This window comes from Pseudoteredinibacter isoporae, assembly GCF_011602085.1.
In the GTDB taxonomy this organism is placed as follows: domain Bacteria; phylum Pseudomonadota; class Gammaproteobacteria; order Pseudomonadales; family Cellvibrionaceae; genus Pseudoteredinibacter; species Pseudoteredinibacter isoporae.
On the sequence record NZ_JAAONY010000001.1, the window covers coordinates 318,729 to 336,867 of the forward strand.

The window sequence follows — 18,139 nt, forward strand, 5'->3', positions numbered from 1 at the left end:
CAGTGTTGTTCCTTTGTACGTACGTATTGAGCATTCGGTTTTTAGCAATGATCAGCTTGGATTTTCGAGTCCGGCAAACCCAAGGCTCGGAATATCACCCAATATGAACAGCGTTTGATCAAAGTAGTGGAATTTCTGAACTCAAATACGCGACAACGAGCATAGACCGACCGCCCAGCGAACGAAGCTATCTCCGGGAATGACAAAGCTTTGTATATATCCTGAAGATATCCAGGCCACAATATTACGGTGTGAAGCTGACCCCATGTTACGACGTCTTGCAGAAGGCAACATTTACCAGTTTTTGATCATCACAGATGCTGTTCTTGCCTATACGCTTTGCGCGATACATCAGCTCATCTGCATTGAACACACCTTGCTCCACCTTTTCCAAACAAGGAGATGCCGTATACAAGCCAATACTGGCCGTGAGGCGACCATAAAGCTTGCCGTCATTGTATCGAACCTTGATGTTGTTGATCTCCTTCAAAATTCGCTTGGAAAGCTCAAGGGACTTTTCGTGGCCCATATTGCCCCACGCGAGCACAAACTCTTCACCACCATAGCGTGCACAAATGTCCGAAGCCCGGCCGGTATACATAGAAAGTATCTTGGCCACTTCCTTCAAACATTCATCACCATGCTGATGGCCGCAGTTGTCATTGATAAGTTTAAAGTCGTCCAGATCCAGAATGGCAATCGATAAAGTTTGATTACTGCGCTTACAGTGCCCCCATTCTGATTGCACAAATTCATCGAAGGTTCTCCGATTGGCAATATTCGTTAACGCATCAATGCGAGCCAGGGATCGGGCTTCCTGCTCCAGACGCACTCTGTCGCTGATATCCTGATGAGAAATGACAAAATACATCAACCCTTCTGAAATAAAACGATCGATTCGCATGATAAACCAACGGTCCTGATCCGGGCTGTGGCAAGGGTATTCCATAATAAAGCTGTGTCGTTGGCCCGCCTTTATTTCGGCGAGACCTCTCATGGCCAACACAACGAATTCATCGCCGTCATTTTCTGAAGGCAGACAGGAAGACTTATAATTTAAGCCCAGCCAGTTGAAGGCTCTCTTCTGGCCGTTTTGAATACCAAACTCAATCCATGACTGATTGACGAAAACGATATTAAAGTCTTCGTCCAACACGGCTATATTACTGCTCACCGAATCAATGACTCGAATTAAAAAACCATCGGAGAGTGTGCCCATCGTAACGTTACTCCGTTTTCAGTACGACGCTTGTAGTTTTCGTTAAAAACAAGGAGATCGCTATTCCATTAGCCGTATCGCACTCATTTAAAATAAGGTCTTGTATTGTATAGCCGAGGTTAGTTCACACTGTGACCTTTAAAACCTCAGCATACATATGATTATTTATATGTTATTCAGGTAATAAATCCCATGTAGGCTAACAGTAGTTAGCCTACATGGGAAAATACTGATTAGTCATATGTTGCTGAATTTTATAATGCTGGGTTATTTATTGGGTTGATGATCAGAATGAGCAAATTAACCCGTCCACCAAAGACTGCCGACAGGGTGTTAGGAGGTGCCAAATGAATATCTTAAGATTCCATAAAAGGTGAAAGGCCCACTGGACTGAACATTCAGCCCAGCTGTAAAACACGACATGATTAGCAATCAATCATCTTCGGGCTCATCTTATAGAGCTTAATAGGCAAAGGGTAATCGATGTCTTTCACAAAGGTTGCCCTTAACTCCGGAGATAGCAAATCGTTAATGCGATCAAACAACTGGTTGACATCTTCAGTGTCTTCAGCAACTTTGGAAAGTTGCTCTTCCTGATCACAATCAATGAAGTCCTGAGCCAATAAATATTGCACAAAAGCCGGAGGGTGTGTAGTAAAAGGTACTATGAGCATCGAGAACTCAATATCGTAAAACTTCTCCATGTCAATGTTTTCCGAAACCCGATACTCTTCCAGAGCCGCTTCATGCCAGCGAAACAATTCCTGCTCTTTGCAGGTAATAAAAGCTTCTTGTACTGTCTCGTCAGAACTCCGGAAGGGCGCCTCTTTCGAGCTTGCCAGAAATTCTTCATAACTTATTCCACCCTTGCGGGTTCTGAAAGCAATATCTTTCTTGTAAGCCGTTTCAAAGTACTCCCGGAAGTTTCCTTCGTGAATATCAACGAAACCCCCAGATAAACTCGCCTGCAAATGCTCAGCTTTTGCATAGATCTCTGCAACTGACAACTTCGCATCGAAAACCTTTTGTGTTTCTGGCCGCTCCTCCATCTGACTGCCCATTGGAGCATTTGAAACCGTGTATTCCTTTCCATCGACCTCATCAAAAACAATATCGATCCAGCTGCCAGCAATTTCATGGGAGTAAAGAACCGCAGCAAAGGGGCTTTTATAAAATCCTTGCAGACAAACACCATTCATTTCATGAATCGAATAGGCTTTACCACCTTTAAACCCCAAGCTCTCCAGTTCTGAGGCAGCCAGCTTAACTTTTTTAGCTTCTAACCAATTCGGCTCTATCTGTTCGTTTAAGTGTATATAAAGAGGTTCCCCAGAATGGTCCTCATCAAAATCCAGATACTTTCCAAACTTCCACTTGAAGTACAAGTACACCAGCCCCGCCAGAATGGCCAGGGACAACACAATGCCCCCAAGTAATTGTAGAAAAAACAACATTGTTTATTACGCTCCGTGTGTGTCACTTTGAAAATTGATATTCTATAAAAACAAACTTCTATAGTTTATTTTGAATTAGAAATTTATAACTTCGAAATCATGTTCTGCAAAGCCAAAACCTAGAGAACTAGCATTTGGCTTTCTACACCCCACAACCACTTCCGAAAGCAAAAGCGCATCAAAGTACTCGCGCGCAACACTTTCCTCATGAGAAGCCAAACCCCAATCATAAAAATCAAACACCTGATGTATCTGAGGGCCTTCTTTATTAAAAACGCTACTTTCTGTCCATAACTCAGAGCTTTTATCGAAACGAGTGCAGAAAAATGCATCTATGGTTTTTTCATTGTATTCAAAGTAAATAGACTTTATGCTTTTATCACCTGACAAAGCTTTCTCAACCGAAAGTATAGCTTGACTAGAAATCCCATCTAAAATTTCACCTATTTTTTTCTCATGGGTTTTTAAACTTTTGTATACCTCTAGGCTTGAAACATTCTCCAGCGCGCTGTCATAAAAACTCCTCATTCCTACTAAATCATTTGAAGAGATGAAAGGCTGATTTATTCTCTTTCTAGCACTGTCGTATATAAACCAATCTCCCTTTTCATGCATTTCTATGTTTTCTTTTAAAAAACGTTCAACAGAGTAATTCATAACTTCATTCCGTGTCGATTGACCACCGGGGGAATTCCTTGTAATGATCTAAAAAGTTCAAAACCCACCTCAATTAAAATTGGCACAACTACAGGCCCATTGGCAACGGCAATATTTCCGAAAAATAAATCTCGATAAAAATTCCATTAAAAGTAACAAATGCTATTTCAGCAGGCCGATCAGGAAAGTATGCAGTATATGCTTTTCATGTGTTTGTTTTATAAAAATCTTCCAATATGGAACTCCATCGCCGAAGAAAGATTAAGGAAGTAAATCTTTAAATTCGCTCACAAAAAAATGAACTCACCATCTATCCGTAAAAAGTCACATATTCCAACATATGTCGTATCAAATCCGATTCCGACTTTACCAGGCCCTCTGTCTTATACAGTTTTCATAGCCTTTTTCTCGTAAGCTCTTACTTTAACCTGAATACAATCAAGAAGATCGGCCAGCTCCTGGGCACAATTTTCACCTTCCCGATTTTTTAGGACATATAAATCACTAGGAGTGTAATGATGAGAAATTGACTCGGAAATAAACATAGAAATTTTAAGCATTGCAACATGCTTAAGCGGATCATAACTCTCCTCTCCTTCAATTAAGTTACAAAAGCTTTCTATTTTTCTTCGATCAAAAACTAACTTTCGTTTAAGATCATAAATAAACCCGCCCATACTGCAGTCAACATTCACTCGCAGCACATTCTCAAAATCCATTTTGGCATATTCGCTTTCCGCTTTCTGAAGGTCGATCTCCGCAATTTCTGATATTACTGATGTAGCTAGTTTATGCAATTCTTCAAACAAAATGGAAGTATCGGAAAAGCCTGAAAGGTTGTGCGCCAAAAATTTCTTTAACTCTTGAAGCCTACTTTCACCTCTTAGATCTTTAACGTTTTCAGAAAGTAAAGATATTTTCTTTGAGTCAATGGAAAAATCATCCAACAAATCTTCTACGTCTTGAAACAATTCTTCAAGAACGTCATTGTTAAGATTTAAGTTAGATACAACATCCGATAGATTAGACACAAAATCACGCAGATCAACTAAATTTATTGTATCGCTGTCATTCTCAGTCATATTAAATCACCCTATTTTTCATATGTGAGAAAGCTATAGAAGATCATTTATATCCCTACCTTGGTCTAAGGCCACCTGAAATTTACTGTGATTAACACTTCCATCAAGATTAAGAACGGTCGTTACGTTACCCTCTTATCAAAACTTCATTTTAGTCCAAAAAATTCTGATTTTTACTTTAGCAACCCCTAGCTATAAGGCATCAGCTCAAAGCCATGATCTTCAGGAGAGTTAAAGTACTGGTCACTGCTTTCCAAAATTTCTCGAGCCTCACTTCGTCCTACAGTTTTCCCTAGGTATCCGCCTGAAGCACAATCGAGCTCAACATAAACACCCTGCTCAACTACACTGATTATTAACCTGTCTCCAGAGGGAACAATCGTCACATATAAATCATCTCCAATTTCAAGTCGATTAAGGATTTGAACCGCTAGTTCAATCGATTTTGAGGGCTGTACATCTTTTGCGGATACACTTTCTTTCTGCGAAAATAAAGTATATGAAATTAAGTACTGATTCATATCAAACTCCTTCTACGGCTTAAAATTTACCGTATTACAAATACCGCAAGGTTGCTTTATAGCATCTAACTCAAGAAACCCATTAGCGCCTTTTTTCAAACTCCAAGCAGGCAACCATCTAAGATTTTTTATCTTGGATCCTGATTTCAGCAATTTATTTGCCGCTCTCCATTCTGCGCACCGACCTACAGTGTTTCTGGTTCCACAAGCTCCTTTTTCACCAATGTATATACCAAACTTCCTAGCGTGGGACTTCAATTTCCTTGATTTAATAACTGAATTGATCGGGCCATTGAACGCAGCTGTTCCTCTACCTCGTTTGATATCCATTACAGGCGAAACTACTCTCACGGTGAATGTACCGGATTTTTTACTGTCAAATCGAGAGTTAGGCGTTCCATCTACCAAACGATGCATTTTAAACTGCGCTTCTACATACGCAATTGCATACCTGCACCTATCATCCGCTCCTCGTTTTGCCTTACATGCCTTGGCAATTGGCTTGAGAACTTTGTTTCCAACCAGTCCCAAAATTAAGCTTGCTCCTACCGCAGTAGGTGTAAGATTGTCACCTCCACGAATCGCTAGCGACGTTAGGTCATACGCAGTATACCCGACTGAACCGAGCGTTAGAGCAGTTCCAGCACTAGAGAAAAAGGCCCCTACACCAATGTTACCCGAAGGATCTATAAAATTTGTGGGTTCAGAATATCCATATATATATTTATTTTGTGTCCTTGGAATGGCACCTTCTCCAGACCAGGTATCCATCTGCGTAAACCGCCCAGCACTCTGGTCATAATATCTCGCCCTCAGATAAAACTGCCCCAGTGTTGGATCGTACTGCTCCCCGGTGAATGTGTACCTATTTTCTGTACTGCCCGTTCTAAACAACACCTCACCAAAGGCGTTATAGCCGTAGGTGTCCGTTATCGCACCCACACTGTTACTCAAGGCAACGGTGCTGCCCAGACCATCATAGTGGTAGTAATGGGTTTGGTTGTTTTGGGTTTTGCTTAGCAAGTCATCACCGTAGGTGTAGCGGGTGATGACTGAGCCGTTTACGACTTCGGCCAGTACCTGGGCGTAGTCACGGTTTTTATCGACCAGGAATTCCGTGGTTACGCCATTTTCGGTTTTGACTGAGCGAATGCCATCGATATCATATTGATAAGTGGTGACGGTGCCGGCTTTTGTGAGTTTGATCAGCTCGTTTTTGGCATTGTATTCGTAGCGAGTGACATTGCCATCCAGGGTTTCGGTCAGGGTTGAGCCGTTGTCATCGTAGGTGTAGGCCGTACCGCCTTGCTTTAACAGCCTGCCATTCTGGATTCTTTTATTTTTATTAATACTACAGGCTAACTAGCACAAAATTCGACATCGCTGCCTCTAATCTTCATAATATTCAGAAAACTCCTCCCACCCTTCTTCCAAGCTATCTCTAACCCACTTTTTATTGTCAGGAATCCCAACATCATCATGATAGAGTACACGCGAAACTACAGGGCCTAAAATAATCTTTTCAGAATTCGCATGTGCACTACCTAATTCGGTTATCCGATGACAAAAATTGCTAATGACCTCTGGCTTTTGACCAGTCAACATCGAATCTACAAGTTCTGCAGCGGATTTGTAATTTCTTGCTACAACAATAAAGCTAGCATCTTCTTCATCTGGCCCACTAATATCGTTACCCCACCGGGTCACATAATACGTATTCATAAACGTAATTTACCTGCCAAGTAATTTTAGATACTCTCACCTTGTAATTGGATGACCGTGTATAACATCACCCTCTGGAGATTGACATTATTTTCATGCCAAAAATGGAGCAATACACTAAATCTAATCAGAGTTATTTTTTTAGTTCACTAGATTACTTAGTCTGTTCTCAAGAAGCTTCCTTAGCATTCCACCTTTTGAAATCGAAGGCCAATTTTTATACTTCCCTTCAAATCTCAACAAAGAGAAAATGTATTGTTCCAGAATTCCAACAGATTCATTTTTAAAATATATTTCCATTCACAATTCTACATTCCAACATTGCTGTCGCATTGGTATGTGGTGATTACGCAATGATAACGGGTTGAACTCGGTTACCTACTTAGTCGTACTGAAGCTCGCCACTTATAAATCTTTTTCCAAACTATTAACAAAATTACTTAATTCTTGAATTAAGGCGTTAGCATTTTCAACACTCAACTCTAACTCGACATTCCCAATAAAAGACTCTTCCGGAGTCTTGTTAAACGATGCTTCGCCCGGCGGGATATCAAAGTCAGGATGCACCCCCCAAACCTCAAGATTAATATGGTTCTCGTGAATATTTCCGGATATCTCGACAAACCCCTTCCGATAACTTACTTCATCACATTTAATTTTTGTCATAAATTTTCTACCTAAAGGTATTGAGAATTTCTTTGATTACTACTTCTTGATTTGCCTTACTAGATTTACCAAGGATTTCAATTTCGCCTTTAATAACCCTGAAATAAACCCTAGCACCATCTTTAGACCTTGCTTCGGATATCCCCTTCCCTATTGGTTTTGTGCCAATTCCAGGATTTAAGTTTCCTTCACCCAACTTTGCACTCAAATCATCAAGGTCTTTTTGAACCTTCTGGTCCTTACCCGCTTTCTGGGCCTCTTTAACAAGTCTTGGATTCTCCTTGATCCTTGATTTCAATTTAAAGCAGTTCGTATTGTGATTCAATACTTCGGCTTCACCTACGAAATACGTGTGGTTATTGCTGACCGTTATGTTGTATACGCTAGTGACTTCAGTTTTTATATCGACATTATCGACTCTGATAAGCTGCCCAGTTAGAGTAAGCAGGTAATCTCCTATGGCCAAATTTCTAGCGACTGACCAAGTCTCAGATTTGGGCATATAAAAAGGGTGGTCACCAGTCGCGAAAATTTCTTCGCCGCTCGCAAGCGTAATCCCGACAATTACCTTTTCACCTTCACCAACAATTGAGTGAACCACCTCTTGTAGCGTTATTTCTCCAGTAAGTTTATCATACGCCCAAACACTGTCTCCTATCTCTATTTCGGAAATGGGAACAATCCCACTTTCAGTTGAAACAGGGGTATCTCCATAAAAGCTATTAAACTTACAAGCTTTTGTTAACAGTTTTTTCACAAATTTGATAGGAAGCTTACTAAGAAGAACTGAAGTCCCAAGCTCTCGAGCTGAAAATTCCTTCTCGCCATTGGATATTTGAAGAACATCATATACTGAATTTGCAACACTCATTGCCCGAAGAATACCGTTAATTGTAGATGCAGCACTAAAGGATCCGAGACTAAAGTTTCCTGTCGGATCCGTCATATTCACCGGATCAGCATGGGCATACAAATATTTATGTAGAGTTATCGGATCTTGAGAGTAGCCCATCCAGGTATCCATCTGGGTAAACCGCCCAGATTCCTGATCATAATACCTCGCCCTCAGGTAAAATTGCCCCAGCGTGGGATCATACTGCTCACCTGTAAACGTATACCTATTCTCCGTACTACCCGTTCTAAACAATACCTCCCCAAAGGCATTATACCCATAGGTATCGGTGACAGCCCCTGAGCCATCACTCAAGGCTATCGTGCTGCCCAGACCATCATAATGATAGTAGTGCGTTTGATTCCCCTGGGTTTTGCTTAGCAAGTCATCACCATAGGTGTAGCGGGTGATGACTGAGCCGTTTACGACTTCGGCCAGTACTTGGGCGTAGTCACGGTTTTTATCGACCAGGAATTCCGTGGTTACGCCGTTTTCGGTTTTGGCTGAGCGAATGCCATCGATATCGTATTGATAAGTGGTGATGGTGCCGGCTTTTGTGAGTTTGACCAGTTCGTTTTTGGCGTTGTACTCGTAGCGAGTTACATTGCCATCCAGTGTTTCTGTCAGGGTTGAGCCGTTATCATCGTAGGTGTAAACCGTGCCGCCCTGTTTCAGCAGCCTGTCGTTGCTGTCGTATTGGTAGGCTGTGGTTACGCCATTGATGACCGACTGGATTCGATTGCCAACCTTATCGTATTGGAATTCGCTGCGGTAATCGCCGTTGGCGGAATCCAGTATGGTTTCATCCACCAAGCGATATAGGCTGTCGTAGCTGTAGCTGCGAGTTCTGCCGCTGGGCTCTTCGATTCGAACGCGTCGCCCGGTGGCATCCAGGGTATAGTCACGTTGTTTTAATACGGCATTGCCGCTGTCTTCATGACGCAGTTGTATCAAGCGGTTTACGCTGTCATACACATAGTGAACTGAGTTGCCGTTTGGCTTGGTTTCTTTGCTCTTGTTACCAACGACGTCGTACTCATTGGCAGTTGTGCCATTGTCGTCGATGGTATTCGCCAGGCGGTTCAGTACATCGAAGGTGAAACGGGTAATGTTAGTTTCTGCATTGACCGTTTCTTTGAGTTGCGTGCGATTGCCTGCGACATCGTATTGGTATTCGAGCACTTTACTGTTAGGTAAGGTTTCTTTGATTAGTCGGTTTCTAACATCGTATTCAAAGGCCGTTGTACGAGTGTCGCCATCTTTGCTAATGGAGTGATTCGTGATATTGCCATTGCGATCATAGGACCATGTTTCTACGCGTCCATCGGCGTAGCTTGCCTGGGTTTTGCGATCTCGGTTGTCATACTCATATGTGGTCAGCTGACCATTGAAATCAGTATGGCTGATCGTATTGCCGGCGGCATCATAAAACATGGTTTCGAATTGGCCCATGGGCAATATGCGTTTAGTTACCCTCCCCATCTCATCATAGGCCCAGCGAGTTACACGGCCTTCCGCATCGGTTTGGGTGAGTTTATTACCCAGCTCGTCGTAGCTGTAACGGGTGATACCGCCAGCGGCATCGGTCACGGAGATGAGCCGCCCGTTTTTATCGTAACCGTATTGCGTAACACGACCTAGCTGATCGGTACTGGATTTTTTCCAGCCGTTTTTGAGATAACCTTGACCAATGCTTGTGCCATCGGCAAAGGTGGTTTTGATTAAGCGATCGGCTTTGTCGTACTCGTAAGCGGTTCGATTACCACGCGCATCGAGCGCGGCCACTTTTCGGCCGGCTTTATCGTACTCATAACGCATGGTGTTACCCAAAGCATCGATGATCTGGGTGCGTCTTCCCGCCTTGTCGTAACGGTATTGTGTTTTCGCGCCACGAGCATCAATGGTGGCAGCCAGCCAGCCGTTGTCCAGATACTCATTTTTGATAATGCTGCCATCGGCATAACGTGTTTCGATCTGGCGATTGGCTTTGTCATACACATAGCGCGTGGTGTTGCCATTGGCGTCGGTTTCGGCAACAAGGTTACCTTCCGGATCGTATTGCTTTTGCTCTTGACTGCCATCCGGGTAAGTAACCTGGGTTTGATTGCCACGCTTGTCGTACTTGTAGCGAGTTTCACGGCCCAGTGCATCGCTTGCACTGATCATTTGATCAACGGAGTTGTAACGCGCTTTGGTTTTACTGCCGTCGGGATATTCGGTGGCGGTTCGGTTGCCTTTGGCGTCTACGGTGTAGTTTGTTCGTAGTTTTTGGGCATTGCCGCTTTCATCGGTCCAGTCGACGGTTTCTGACAGCAGATGTCCGGATTTATTTTTGTGCATCCGGCGTGTAACGCCTTCCGCATCGGTTTCGCCCGTGGTCTGCCCGGTTATACAGTTGTTAATGAAGCTTCGAGTGTGGCCTTCGGCGTCTTTTACATTCAGTACAGCGCCGTAGTTACAATTGTATTCCACCAACAGTTTGCTGCCATCACCATCCGTTGCTGATGTGATAGCGCGGGTAGCGACGCCACGAGCGCCATTTTTGTAGGTAAACTCGACTGCCTCGCCCAGCGGATTCACTTCTTTGGTGAGCTGCTGACCACTGTAAGTCATGGTGGTGGTATCACCCAGCGCATTGGTTTCGCTAAGTACATTGCCGTTGACATCGTAGCTGTACTCGGTGGTATTGCCCAGCGCATCCTCACGACGAACCTCATTGTCTTCCTGATCGTAAGCGCGTGTCGTGGTTTCACCTTCGCCATTGGTTTCGACTAAAACATTACCATTTGTGTCATAGACATAAATGCTGACATTACCATTGCGATCTTTCACCTGGCTGGTACGGCCGCTTACATTATGGGTAAACTCGGTGCGATTCCCCTGGGCATCGATTTGTGCTTCCAAGCGGCCATCATCAGAATACTCCATGCGGCTGGCACGATTACCGAGTGGATCGAAGACCTCTTTCAGATAGTGCTTAAGCTTGCCATCGTAATAACTGTAGTGTGTGATGTTGCCATTCTCGTCAATACTCGAGGCAAGGTTGCCGGCATTGTCGTAACGGTATTCCAGCGTTTCACCATCAGGCTTGGTAATTTTTGTGACACGGCCTTTATTATCGCGTTTAATTTCGAGATTAAGGCCCTGGCTGTGCTCGATGCCAAAATCGGTGAAATCCAGGCTGTGCCCTTCTGCTGTGGTTACTTTGCGAATGCCAAAGTTTTGATCCAGCAGATATTCCACGCCTTCTTTGGTGACCAGCTTGTAGTTTCTGGGGTTAATTGGCTCGACGCCGCCCAATTCGTAAACGCCCGTGCGGCCACCTTGTGTGCGAACTCGTACGGTGCCGTAATCCAATTGTTCCAGTGTTGATGTGCCACCATTAATGGCTTGGTATTCCAGGCTGAACGTCGCATGTGGGTTTGAGGCGATCGTTGAACAGGCCGGTACGGCCACGGCTTTAAAGCTGTGGTTTTCGCCATCGGGGGTGGTAATCGACACATTGCGATCACCGTTGGGGTTAAAGCAGAACTTTTTATTCAGGCCAAAACCCGATTCTTCCAGTAGCCATTTTCTGCCCAACACACCGTTTTCGGAAATACGGATATAGGAGTAATCCAACTTCCAGCCATGACCGAAATCACCATTGCTGTTACGCGCGCGCGAATCGTAGCTGCGGGTTGCCAATAGCGGAATGCCGACGGTATCAATATTCACGTCGCTAAAGCTCAGAGAGAACTGGCCAAGCTTCATGTCGCCATCGAGGTTCACATGTGTTTCGATGGCAGTACCGTTGCCACTTTCATCTTCGGCAGAAAGTGTTAAGGAATAGATGCCATTTTCGCGCAGGGTTGGATCCAACTTGCCGATCGTTGCGTTATCAAGATTACCACTGCCTTCAAACAGCAACTCGGGTTCAGCGTTTCGGTCGCTGAGGTCTTTAAGGTGCAATTTCCAGGTCAGGGCATTGTCATCTTGTACCGAGACAATCACATCAATAGGTTCTTTGATGGTTGCCATCTCAATTCCATCAACCGGGTTGTGGAATGCAATGACAGGCGCTTGCTGATCGCTCGGGTCCTGCACGAAGATTACTTCTTCGATGCTGATTTCTTCATCATCATCTTTTGCAACCACAGTAATGGCATAGCGCCCCGGCTGATCTGACGAGAAAGTGAAACTGTTATCGGCCGCTAGAGTTTTTGATTCGCCGTTAATCGATAAGGTCAGGTTTTGCAGTGAGCCACTGATGTTGTTGACTTGCGGGCGAAGCACAATTTCTTCGTTGGCATCCAGCTGGCTTTTTGCCAAGGGCAAGGAGACGGACAAACCATCGCCCGCACTGTTACCTGTCGTGGTAATAGAGAACGCCTGCAAGGTACTGTGTTCACCATCGTTCGCAGATACGACAACACGATGCTTGCCCAGCTGCCCGGCATTGGGCGTCCAAGTGAATTCTCCGCTGACAGCATGCACCCGCAAGCCCACCGGGCCACGCTGCAATTTGTATTCAATCTCGTCGCCATTGTCATCCACCGCTTGGGCGGTGTAGCTATACGCATTGCCAACAGCAGCTTGTTTTACCGGCACACTGACAAAACGCGGGGCGTAGTTAACGGCTTGCTCGGTAACTTCTATTTCAAGTTGGATATCCGTCTTGTGAGAACCATCGCTTAGTTGAATGGTGGCCAGGTAATTACCAGCTTCCTGGGGGCGCCAGGTGATTTCACCCGTAGCCTCATTGAGATTAAAGCCTTCCGGAGCAAGCAATAATTGGTGACTAATGCTATCGCCATCGGGATCGGCACTGTTGAGGTTTAAATACCAATCGGTATTCAGTTGAATCAGGTGTGAGCTTGCAACATTGGCAAACGGAGGGTGTTCGCCGCCCAGCGTGCCTGATACAAACAGCTTAAACGACTGGCTCTTACTTCCGCCTTTTTCGTCAATAGCTGTAATTTGAACAAAGTGTGTACCTGCAGTCGCAGATGGCCAATGCACCAAACCAGTCTGATGATCAATGATCATTCCCAATGGCGCTTTTGAAAAGCGATATTGAATAGCATCACCATCAGGGTCAACGGCTTCCGCTTGGTAGCTCCAGCTCTCGCCGATCGCAATATTCTGCTGCGGAGTGGATACAAAATTGGGCGCACCGTTACTCTGTGGGCTTCGCACATAAATAAGCCCAGCTATTTCCGAGTAAGCACCATGCTCATCGGTTGCCCGATATCGGTAGGCAATTTGAGGCACGTGTTTTACCTCAGGAATAAAAGACATTTTTCCGGTGGAAGATTCAAATTGAACATCTTGCGGAACCCGGACAATGGAAAACCTCACGCTATCTCCATCAGCGTCCGTCACCTGAGGTGTATATTCATACGGTACGCCAACCGTTGCGTTTGGCGGAGAGGATCCATTAAACACCGGTTTACGATTTGGCTCTCTCAAACTGAATCTGACTTTCTTTTCGTCACTCGCGCCCTTGGGATCCGATATTTTAATATGGACCAGATGATCGCCTACAGCAGGAGTCCATTCTACGATACCCGCGCTGTCAATTGTCATCCCGGCCGGAGCAGATACCAGCTCTATAGTTATTGGATCACCGTCATAATCACGGGCATGAACGCGATGGCTAAATTCTCTACCCAACACAGGAATTGGAAAACTGCTGTTAAAGAAAGGCTTACGATTTCTAACTTCGACATTCAATATGTAGCTTTGACGCGCTTCAGCACCAGCACTGTCAGACACAACAATATCAACGACGTGCTCCCCTTCGTCACCCTCTTCCGGTATCCAGCTGATGAGATTCCCATTGATCTCCATTCCAACAGGGGCATTATCCAGGCGATAGAGAAGACTGCTGTCCTCCCTATCGGACGCGCGCATTTGATATCCATAACTTCGACCAGCTAGAACCGAGGTTCCGGGTGAGGAAAGGATATAGGGTGGTCTATTTGGCGTACCGCTGTCAGCCCTCACTAGCAGCACAAATTTTTGTGCAACTTTACCGCCGTGGCCATCACTGATTTCCAGATCTACGGTAACGTCTTTTTCAACAGTTGGCGCAGTCCATCGTATGAGCTTTTTATCTGTATCCACGATAAAACCAGGCTCACTGGCATTTACCGTAATTTCGAGATCATCACCGTCGGGATCAATTGCACCTGGCTTGTAAACAAACTCTTCGCCAAACTGAATTTGGGTCTTGGGAATTGTGTTGATGTATGGGGGAAGATTGTAGTCCTTAGGATAGACCGTGATCGTAAACTCGTGCTTTCCTTTTGCGCCAGTGTTGTCCTCGATATCAACTGAAATGGTGTGCTTTCCAACCTGACTTTCAGTTGGCACCCATCGCAGAATATTATTCTCCAAACTCACGCCAGCCGGAGCATTGGCCACACTCAATGTGTAAGGCGAATCGGAGTCAGGGTCGGTTACACCAACGAAATAGGTCCAGGTACTTTCTGCACGAATACTCCCAGGAGGAATTGTGTACGCGTAGGGCTCCGAGCTGTACGTGGGGGCCAAGACCTCAATCTCCCAGCTTTGGGTGCTGGTATTTCCTGCCGGATCACTTGCAATCAGTGTAATCGGAAAGCTTTTGCCATAATCTTCCTGTTTTGGTACCCAGGAAATAAACGGTGAGTGGTAAGTGCTGACATATTGGTCATTGTACATAACCATGCCATCAAGCGGATTTTGCAATTTTACGCTGACATAGGCCCCCTCAGGATCACGCACAATAATATTGTAGCGATAGCTTCTGCGAGCTTGTACCTGTGACACAGGATTGCTCTCAAAGATCGGAGGCAAATCAGCGCTGACTTTAACACTCAGAATGTATCTTTGCTCACCTTTGCCGCCATCACTGTTGGTAGCCAACAGTACGACTTCATGTTTACCTTCTTTATCAGCTGTAGGCTGCCATGTCACTTCCCCACTGGAAGTATCGATGCTCAAACCTTCCGGACCCGCAAGCAAAGAGTACTGAATCGCCTTGCCGTCAAGATCTTCTGCGATGGCCTGATAGCGATACGCTTGGCCCGCTACAGCGGTAATCATTGGAGCGGATATAAACTCCGGTCCCCGATAAACTTCAAGCTCAACGGTTTCGGTAGCGACACCACCGTTCTGATCAACAACACGAATATCAAAAGTGTATTCTTTCTGAAGATTATCGGGCTCCCATGACAACTCACCGGTCAGTCGGTTAATCGTCATTTTTCGAGGAGCGGAGTGTCCTGAAAGTACATAGATTAGGCGATCACCATCTTCGTCTTCAGCATTTACCTGATAACGATAAGTCGATCCAATTGAAGCTCGAACCGGCGCCGTTGAATGTATTAATGGAATATTATTGATCTGCCCCAAGCTTTCAGCCGTCACTTCAAACTCCTGCACAACAGCCGCGCCCTGGGGGTCTTTGACTTCAACCAGAAAATTGAATTGCCTTGGGCGGGAACCTACGTCCCAATTTAACAGGCCATTGTTGTCGATTGATGCTGAGGCCGGGCCTTTCACCAATCGGTAAGCCAGTGCGCCGCCATCCGGATCATCAGCTTCTATTTGGTAGCGATACTCTGTACCCGTTTCTGCAAAGAGATTAGGAACGGAAACAATATAAGGAGCCAGATTTGTGCCTGGCTCACTGATCTGCTGAGGAACGTAGGCGGATTCTGTTTGTGATTGGCAGATTTTCACCCCGTTTTCATTGTATTCGACCAAACGGTAGTAAACGTTCTCGCCTTCTGAAACATTTTGATCCAGATACGTTTTTCTGGACGCATCGAAATCGGACACATCCATAAAGTCAGACACAAGGTCTTTCTTTCGCTGAAGTGTGTAGCGAGCATTACTGCGTGGATTCCACTTTAGCTGAACTTTTCCGTACTTGGATCGAGAGCGGATCGGTATATGGCAACTGGCATCATTCACCAAATTTTCAATCACAATTGGCAGATAACCCATAACAAGGCTGGTTGCGCTGATACGAGTATTAAACGCTTCGCTTTTCCAACTGCCTAACAACGCCACTTCCTGTTCGTTTTTATGTTGAATATCCAACAGATAACGAATGGCAGTACGATCATGATCCTCAAGTACTATACCGTTGGTTTTTAAATCGTTAAGCGTACCCGCAACAACGGCGGTTGACAGTGCATCTCCAACCGTATCATCTTCTTGCAATTTCCAACTGCCATCGCCCGTCTGCCTGCTCACTAGAAGAGCTTTGAACTCCAGTACTTTTTGGGAAACTTGCTGCTGCAATGATGAAGCTGGTAAAGCTTTAGATAAATGCGCGAGTGCTCGCATCTTAAATGAAAGCGCAATATTGTCCGTATCAGGGGCGGTATCATTGGCTTTCTCAAGTAAGTACTTTGCGAATTTCGGTAGTAAGGATTCGAAGTAAACCGGTAAATCCGCATCGCCCAGCATATTCGGGTAACGCTTACTATCTTCAATAAAGTTGACGACTACGCTGATGTTCATGGCCGACAAAGTCGAATTCGTCGCCCACCAGCCTCGATCGTCATCTCTTCCCCAATACGCATAATCATTGTCGATGAGCAATCTCGGCTTCATGAAATTCAAGGCCCGCTCACGCACAGGGAAAGTCTGCTCGGTTTCCGGCCACAGATCGATTGCCCAAAGCATCAATGTTGTCTGCGTAACCGGGTCTGTTCGACTGGTATTCGGATAAAGCCCGCCACCTGCGGCCTGTTTATGAATCGCTTCACCGATCATGTAGTCAGCCACATCTTTATTGATAGCGGCTTTGCCAACAGAGGTACCCAAACCGACAATAGACTGCGAGTGCATATGACAACCAAAGCAACGCTTGTCGCGATCTAAATACCAACGTGCGCCTTCTTCTTCAACAAAGGCACTTGCGCGATTCAATGACTCCAGTACTTCGTAATACAAAGGATCGGATGGACCAGGGTTTTGAGCGTAACTGTGCTCAGGCGAAGCCAGCCCCAAGCCCAAGAGAAGAACCAAGCTACTTACAATGTGCTTTTGTTTTCTGACGACACTCAAAAGCACAAACAGCATCAATGGATACAACCAGATCGGTAGCGGGACACCGATAACACTGCCTCCGCTTCCTCCTCCAGCACCACCCCCACCGGCGCCGCCTCCGCCACCGCCACCACCGCCGGAAGCAGCATGGCGAGTGAAGGCAACCGAATTGATGTTCACGGTATCGCCAGAGTCATCGTCCATTTGCTTAAAGCCACCCACAGGGCTGTCTCCTAAATGCAGTTCAATAAACACGCTTTCTCCGGGAGGCAGGTCGCCAAGATCATATTGCATGGCCACCGCGACATCGTTGGCAGCAGAAGCTATGTGGTTGCGGTTATCGAGGTAAAAAAGTTGGTAGGCGGCATCCAGGCGTCCACCGCTGTAGCCCAGTTCGTCTACGCTCCATCTGGAGAAACTCTGGGAATCATAGCCATCGCGGTTGCTGTGCGGGGGTGCTGCTGTATCGACGCTGTTGACACGCTCATTGAAATACGTGTTGCTCTGCTGATCAATTTCAAGGTCGAGCAGCAAAATTGATTGGCTGTTATTCAGCATTTCAGAGGAATTGTTGGTAATTTGCCAAACAGTTTGACCGGATTTCTGTATCGCGCCTGCGCTGACGACAATATCGGCAGGAAAGGTATTACGGGTTTGCGCGCTGCCAACATTGATTTGCTCGTACATAGGCCGACCATCGGCTTTGAAGGCAAATCGCAGTTCATAAACATCCAGATTTGCTTGCGAATGAGACACAGGCAAAAAACATAGCGCGCAAGCGACGGCGACTTTCAGTCGACTTAACATAAACATCTTCCCTAATACCCAGGATCCCTTAAACGAGTCGGTGAGCGATCACCAGGATTCACGCCCATCGTTCTAACAGCAGGTATCCT

General features: G+C 45.4%; 9 protein-coding genes. All 9 read right to left on the minus strand.

The genetic code is table 11. From position 1 onward, the window contains the following. Positions 1–268 precede the first annotated feature (268 nt). The 9 genes from G8768_RS01415 to G8768_RS01455 all read right to left on the minus strand — a co-directional run bounded on the left by G8768_RS01415 (position 269) and on the right by G8768_RS01455 (position 18,050). Complete coding sequence (locus G8768_RS01415) at positions 269–1,219, minus strand: sensor domain-containing diguanylate cyclase (protein ID WP_166852549.1); 951 nt, start codon at positions 1,217–1,219, stop codon at positions 269–271. 425 nt (positions 1,220–1,644) lie between these two features. Beyond that, positions 1,645–2,673, minus strand: a complete 1,029-nt coding sequence (locus tag G8768_RS01420; RefSeq protein WP_166852546.1) for a hypothetical protein — start codon at positions 2,671–2,673, stop codon at positions 1,645–1,647. Positions 2,674–2,748: 75 nt separating this feature from the next. Continuing rightward, positions 2,749–3,330 (minus strand): hypothetical protein, encoded by a 582-nt coding sequence (locus tag G8768_RS01425; protein WP_166852543.1) that lies wholly within the window; start codon positions 3,328–3,330, stop codon positions 2,749–2,751. A gap of 383 nt (positions 3,331–3,713) precedes the next feature. Further along, positions 3,714–4,412 (minus strand): hypothetical protein, encoded by a 699-nt coding sequence (locus G8768_RS01430; RefSeq protein ID WP_166852541.1) that lies wholly within the window; start codon positions 4,410–4,412, stop codon positions 3,714–3,716. A gap of 188 nt (positions 4,413–4,600) precedes the next feature. Continuing rightward, positions 4,601–4,933, minus strand: coding sequence for a hypothetical protein (locus G8768_RS01435; protein WP_166852538.1), 333 nt, complete (start codon positions 4,931–4,933; stop codon positions 4,601–4,603). A 12-nt stretch (positions 4,934–4,945) separates the two neighbouring features. Further along, entirely contained in the window at positions 4,946–6,283 is a 1,338-nt protein-coding gene (locus G8768_RS01440; protein WP_481883035.1) for an RHS repeat domain-containing protein, read from the minus strand. A 39-nt stretch (positions 6,284–6,322) separates the two neighbouring features. Beyond that, entirely contained in the window at positions 6,323–6,655 is a 333-nt protein-coding gene (locus G8768_RS01445; RefSeq protein WP_166852532.1) for a hypothetical protein, read from the minus strand. Positions 6,656–7,060: 405 nt separating this feature from the next. After that, positions 7,061–7,321 carry a hypothetical protein gene (locus G8768_RS01450; RefSeq protein WP_166852529.1) on the minus strand — a complete coding sequence of 87 codons (261 nt, stop codon included), beginning with the start codon at positions 7,319–7,321 and terminating at the stop codon, positions 7,061–7,063. Between the two features lie 7 nt (positions 7,322–7,328). Continuing rightward, positions 7,329–18,050: a putative Ig domain-containing protein gene (locus G8768_RS01455; RefSeq protein WP_166852526.1), complete on the minus strand. Its 10,722-nt coding sequence runs from the start codon at positions 18,048–18,050 to the stop codon at positions 7,329–7,331. Between the last annotated feature and the right edge of the window lie 89 nt (positions 18,051–18,139).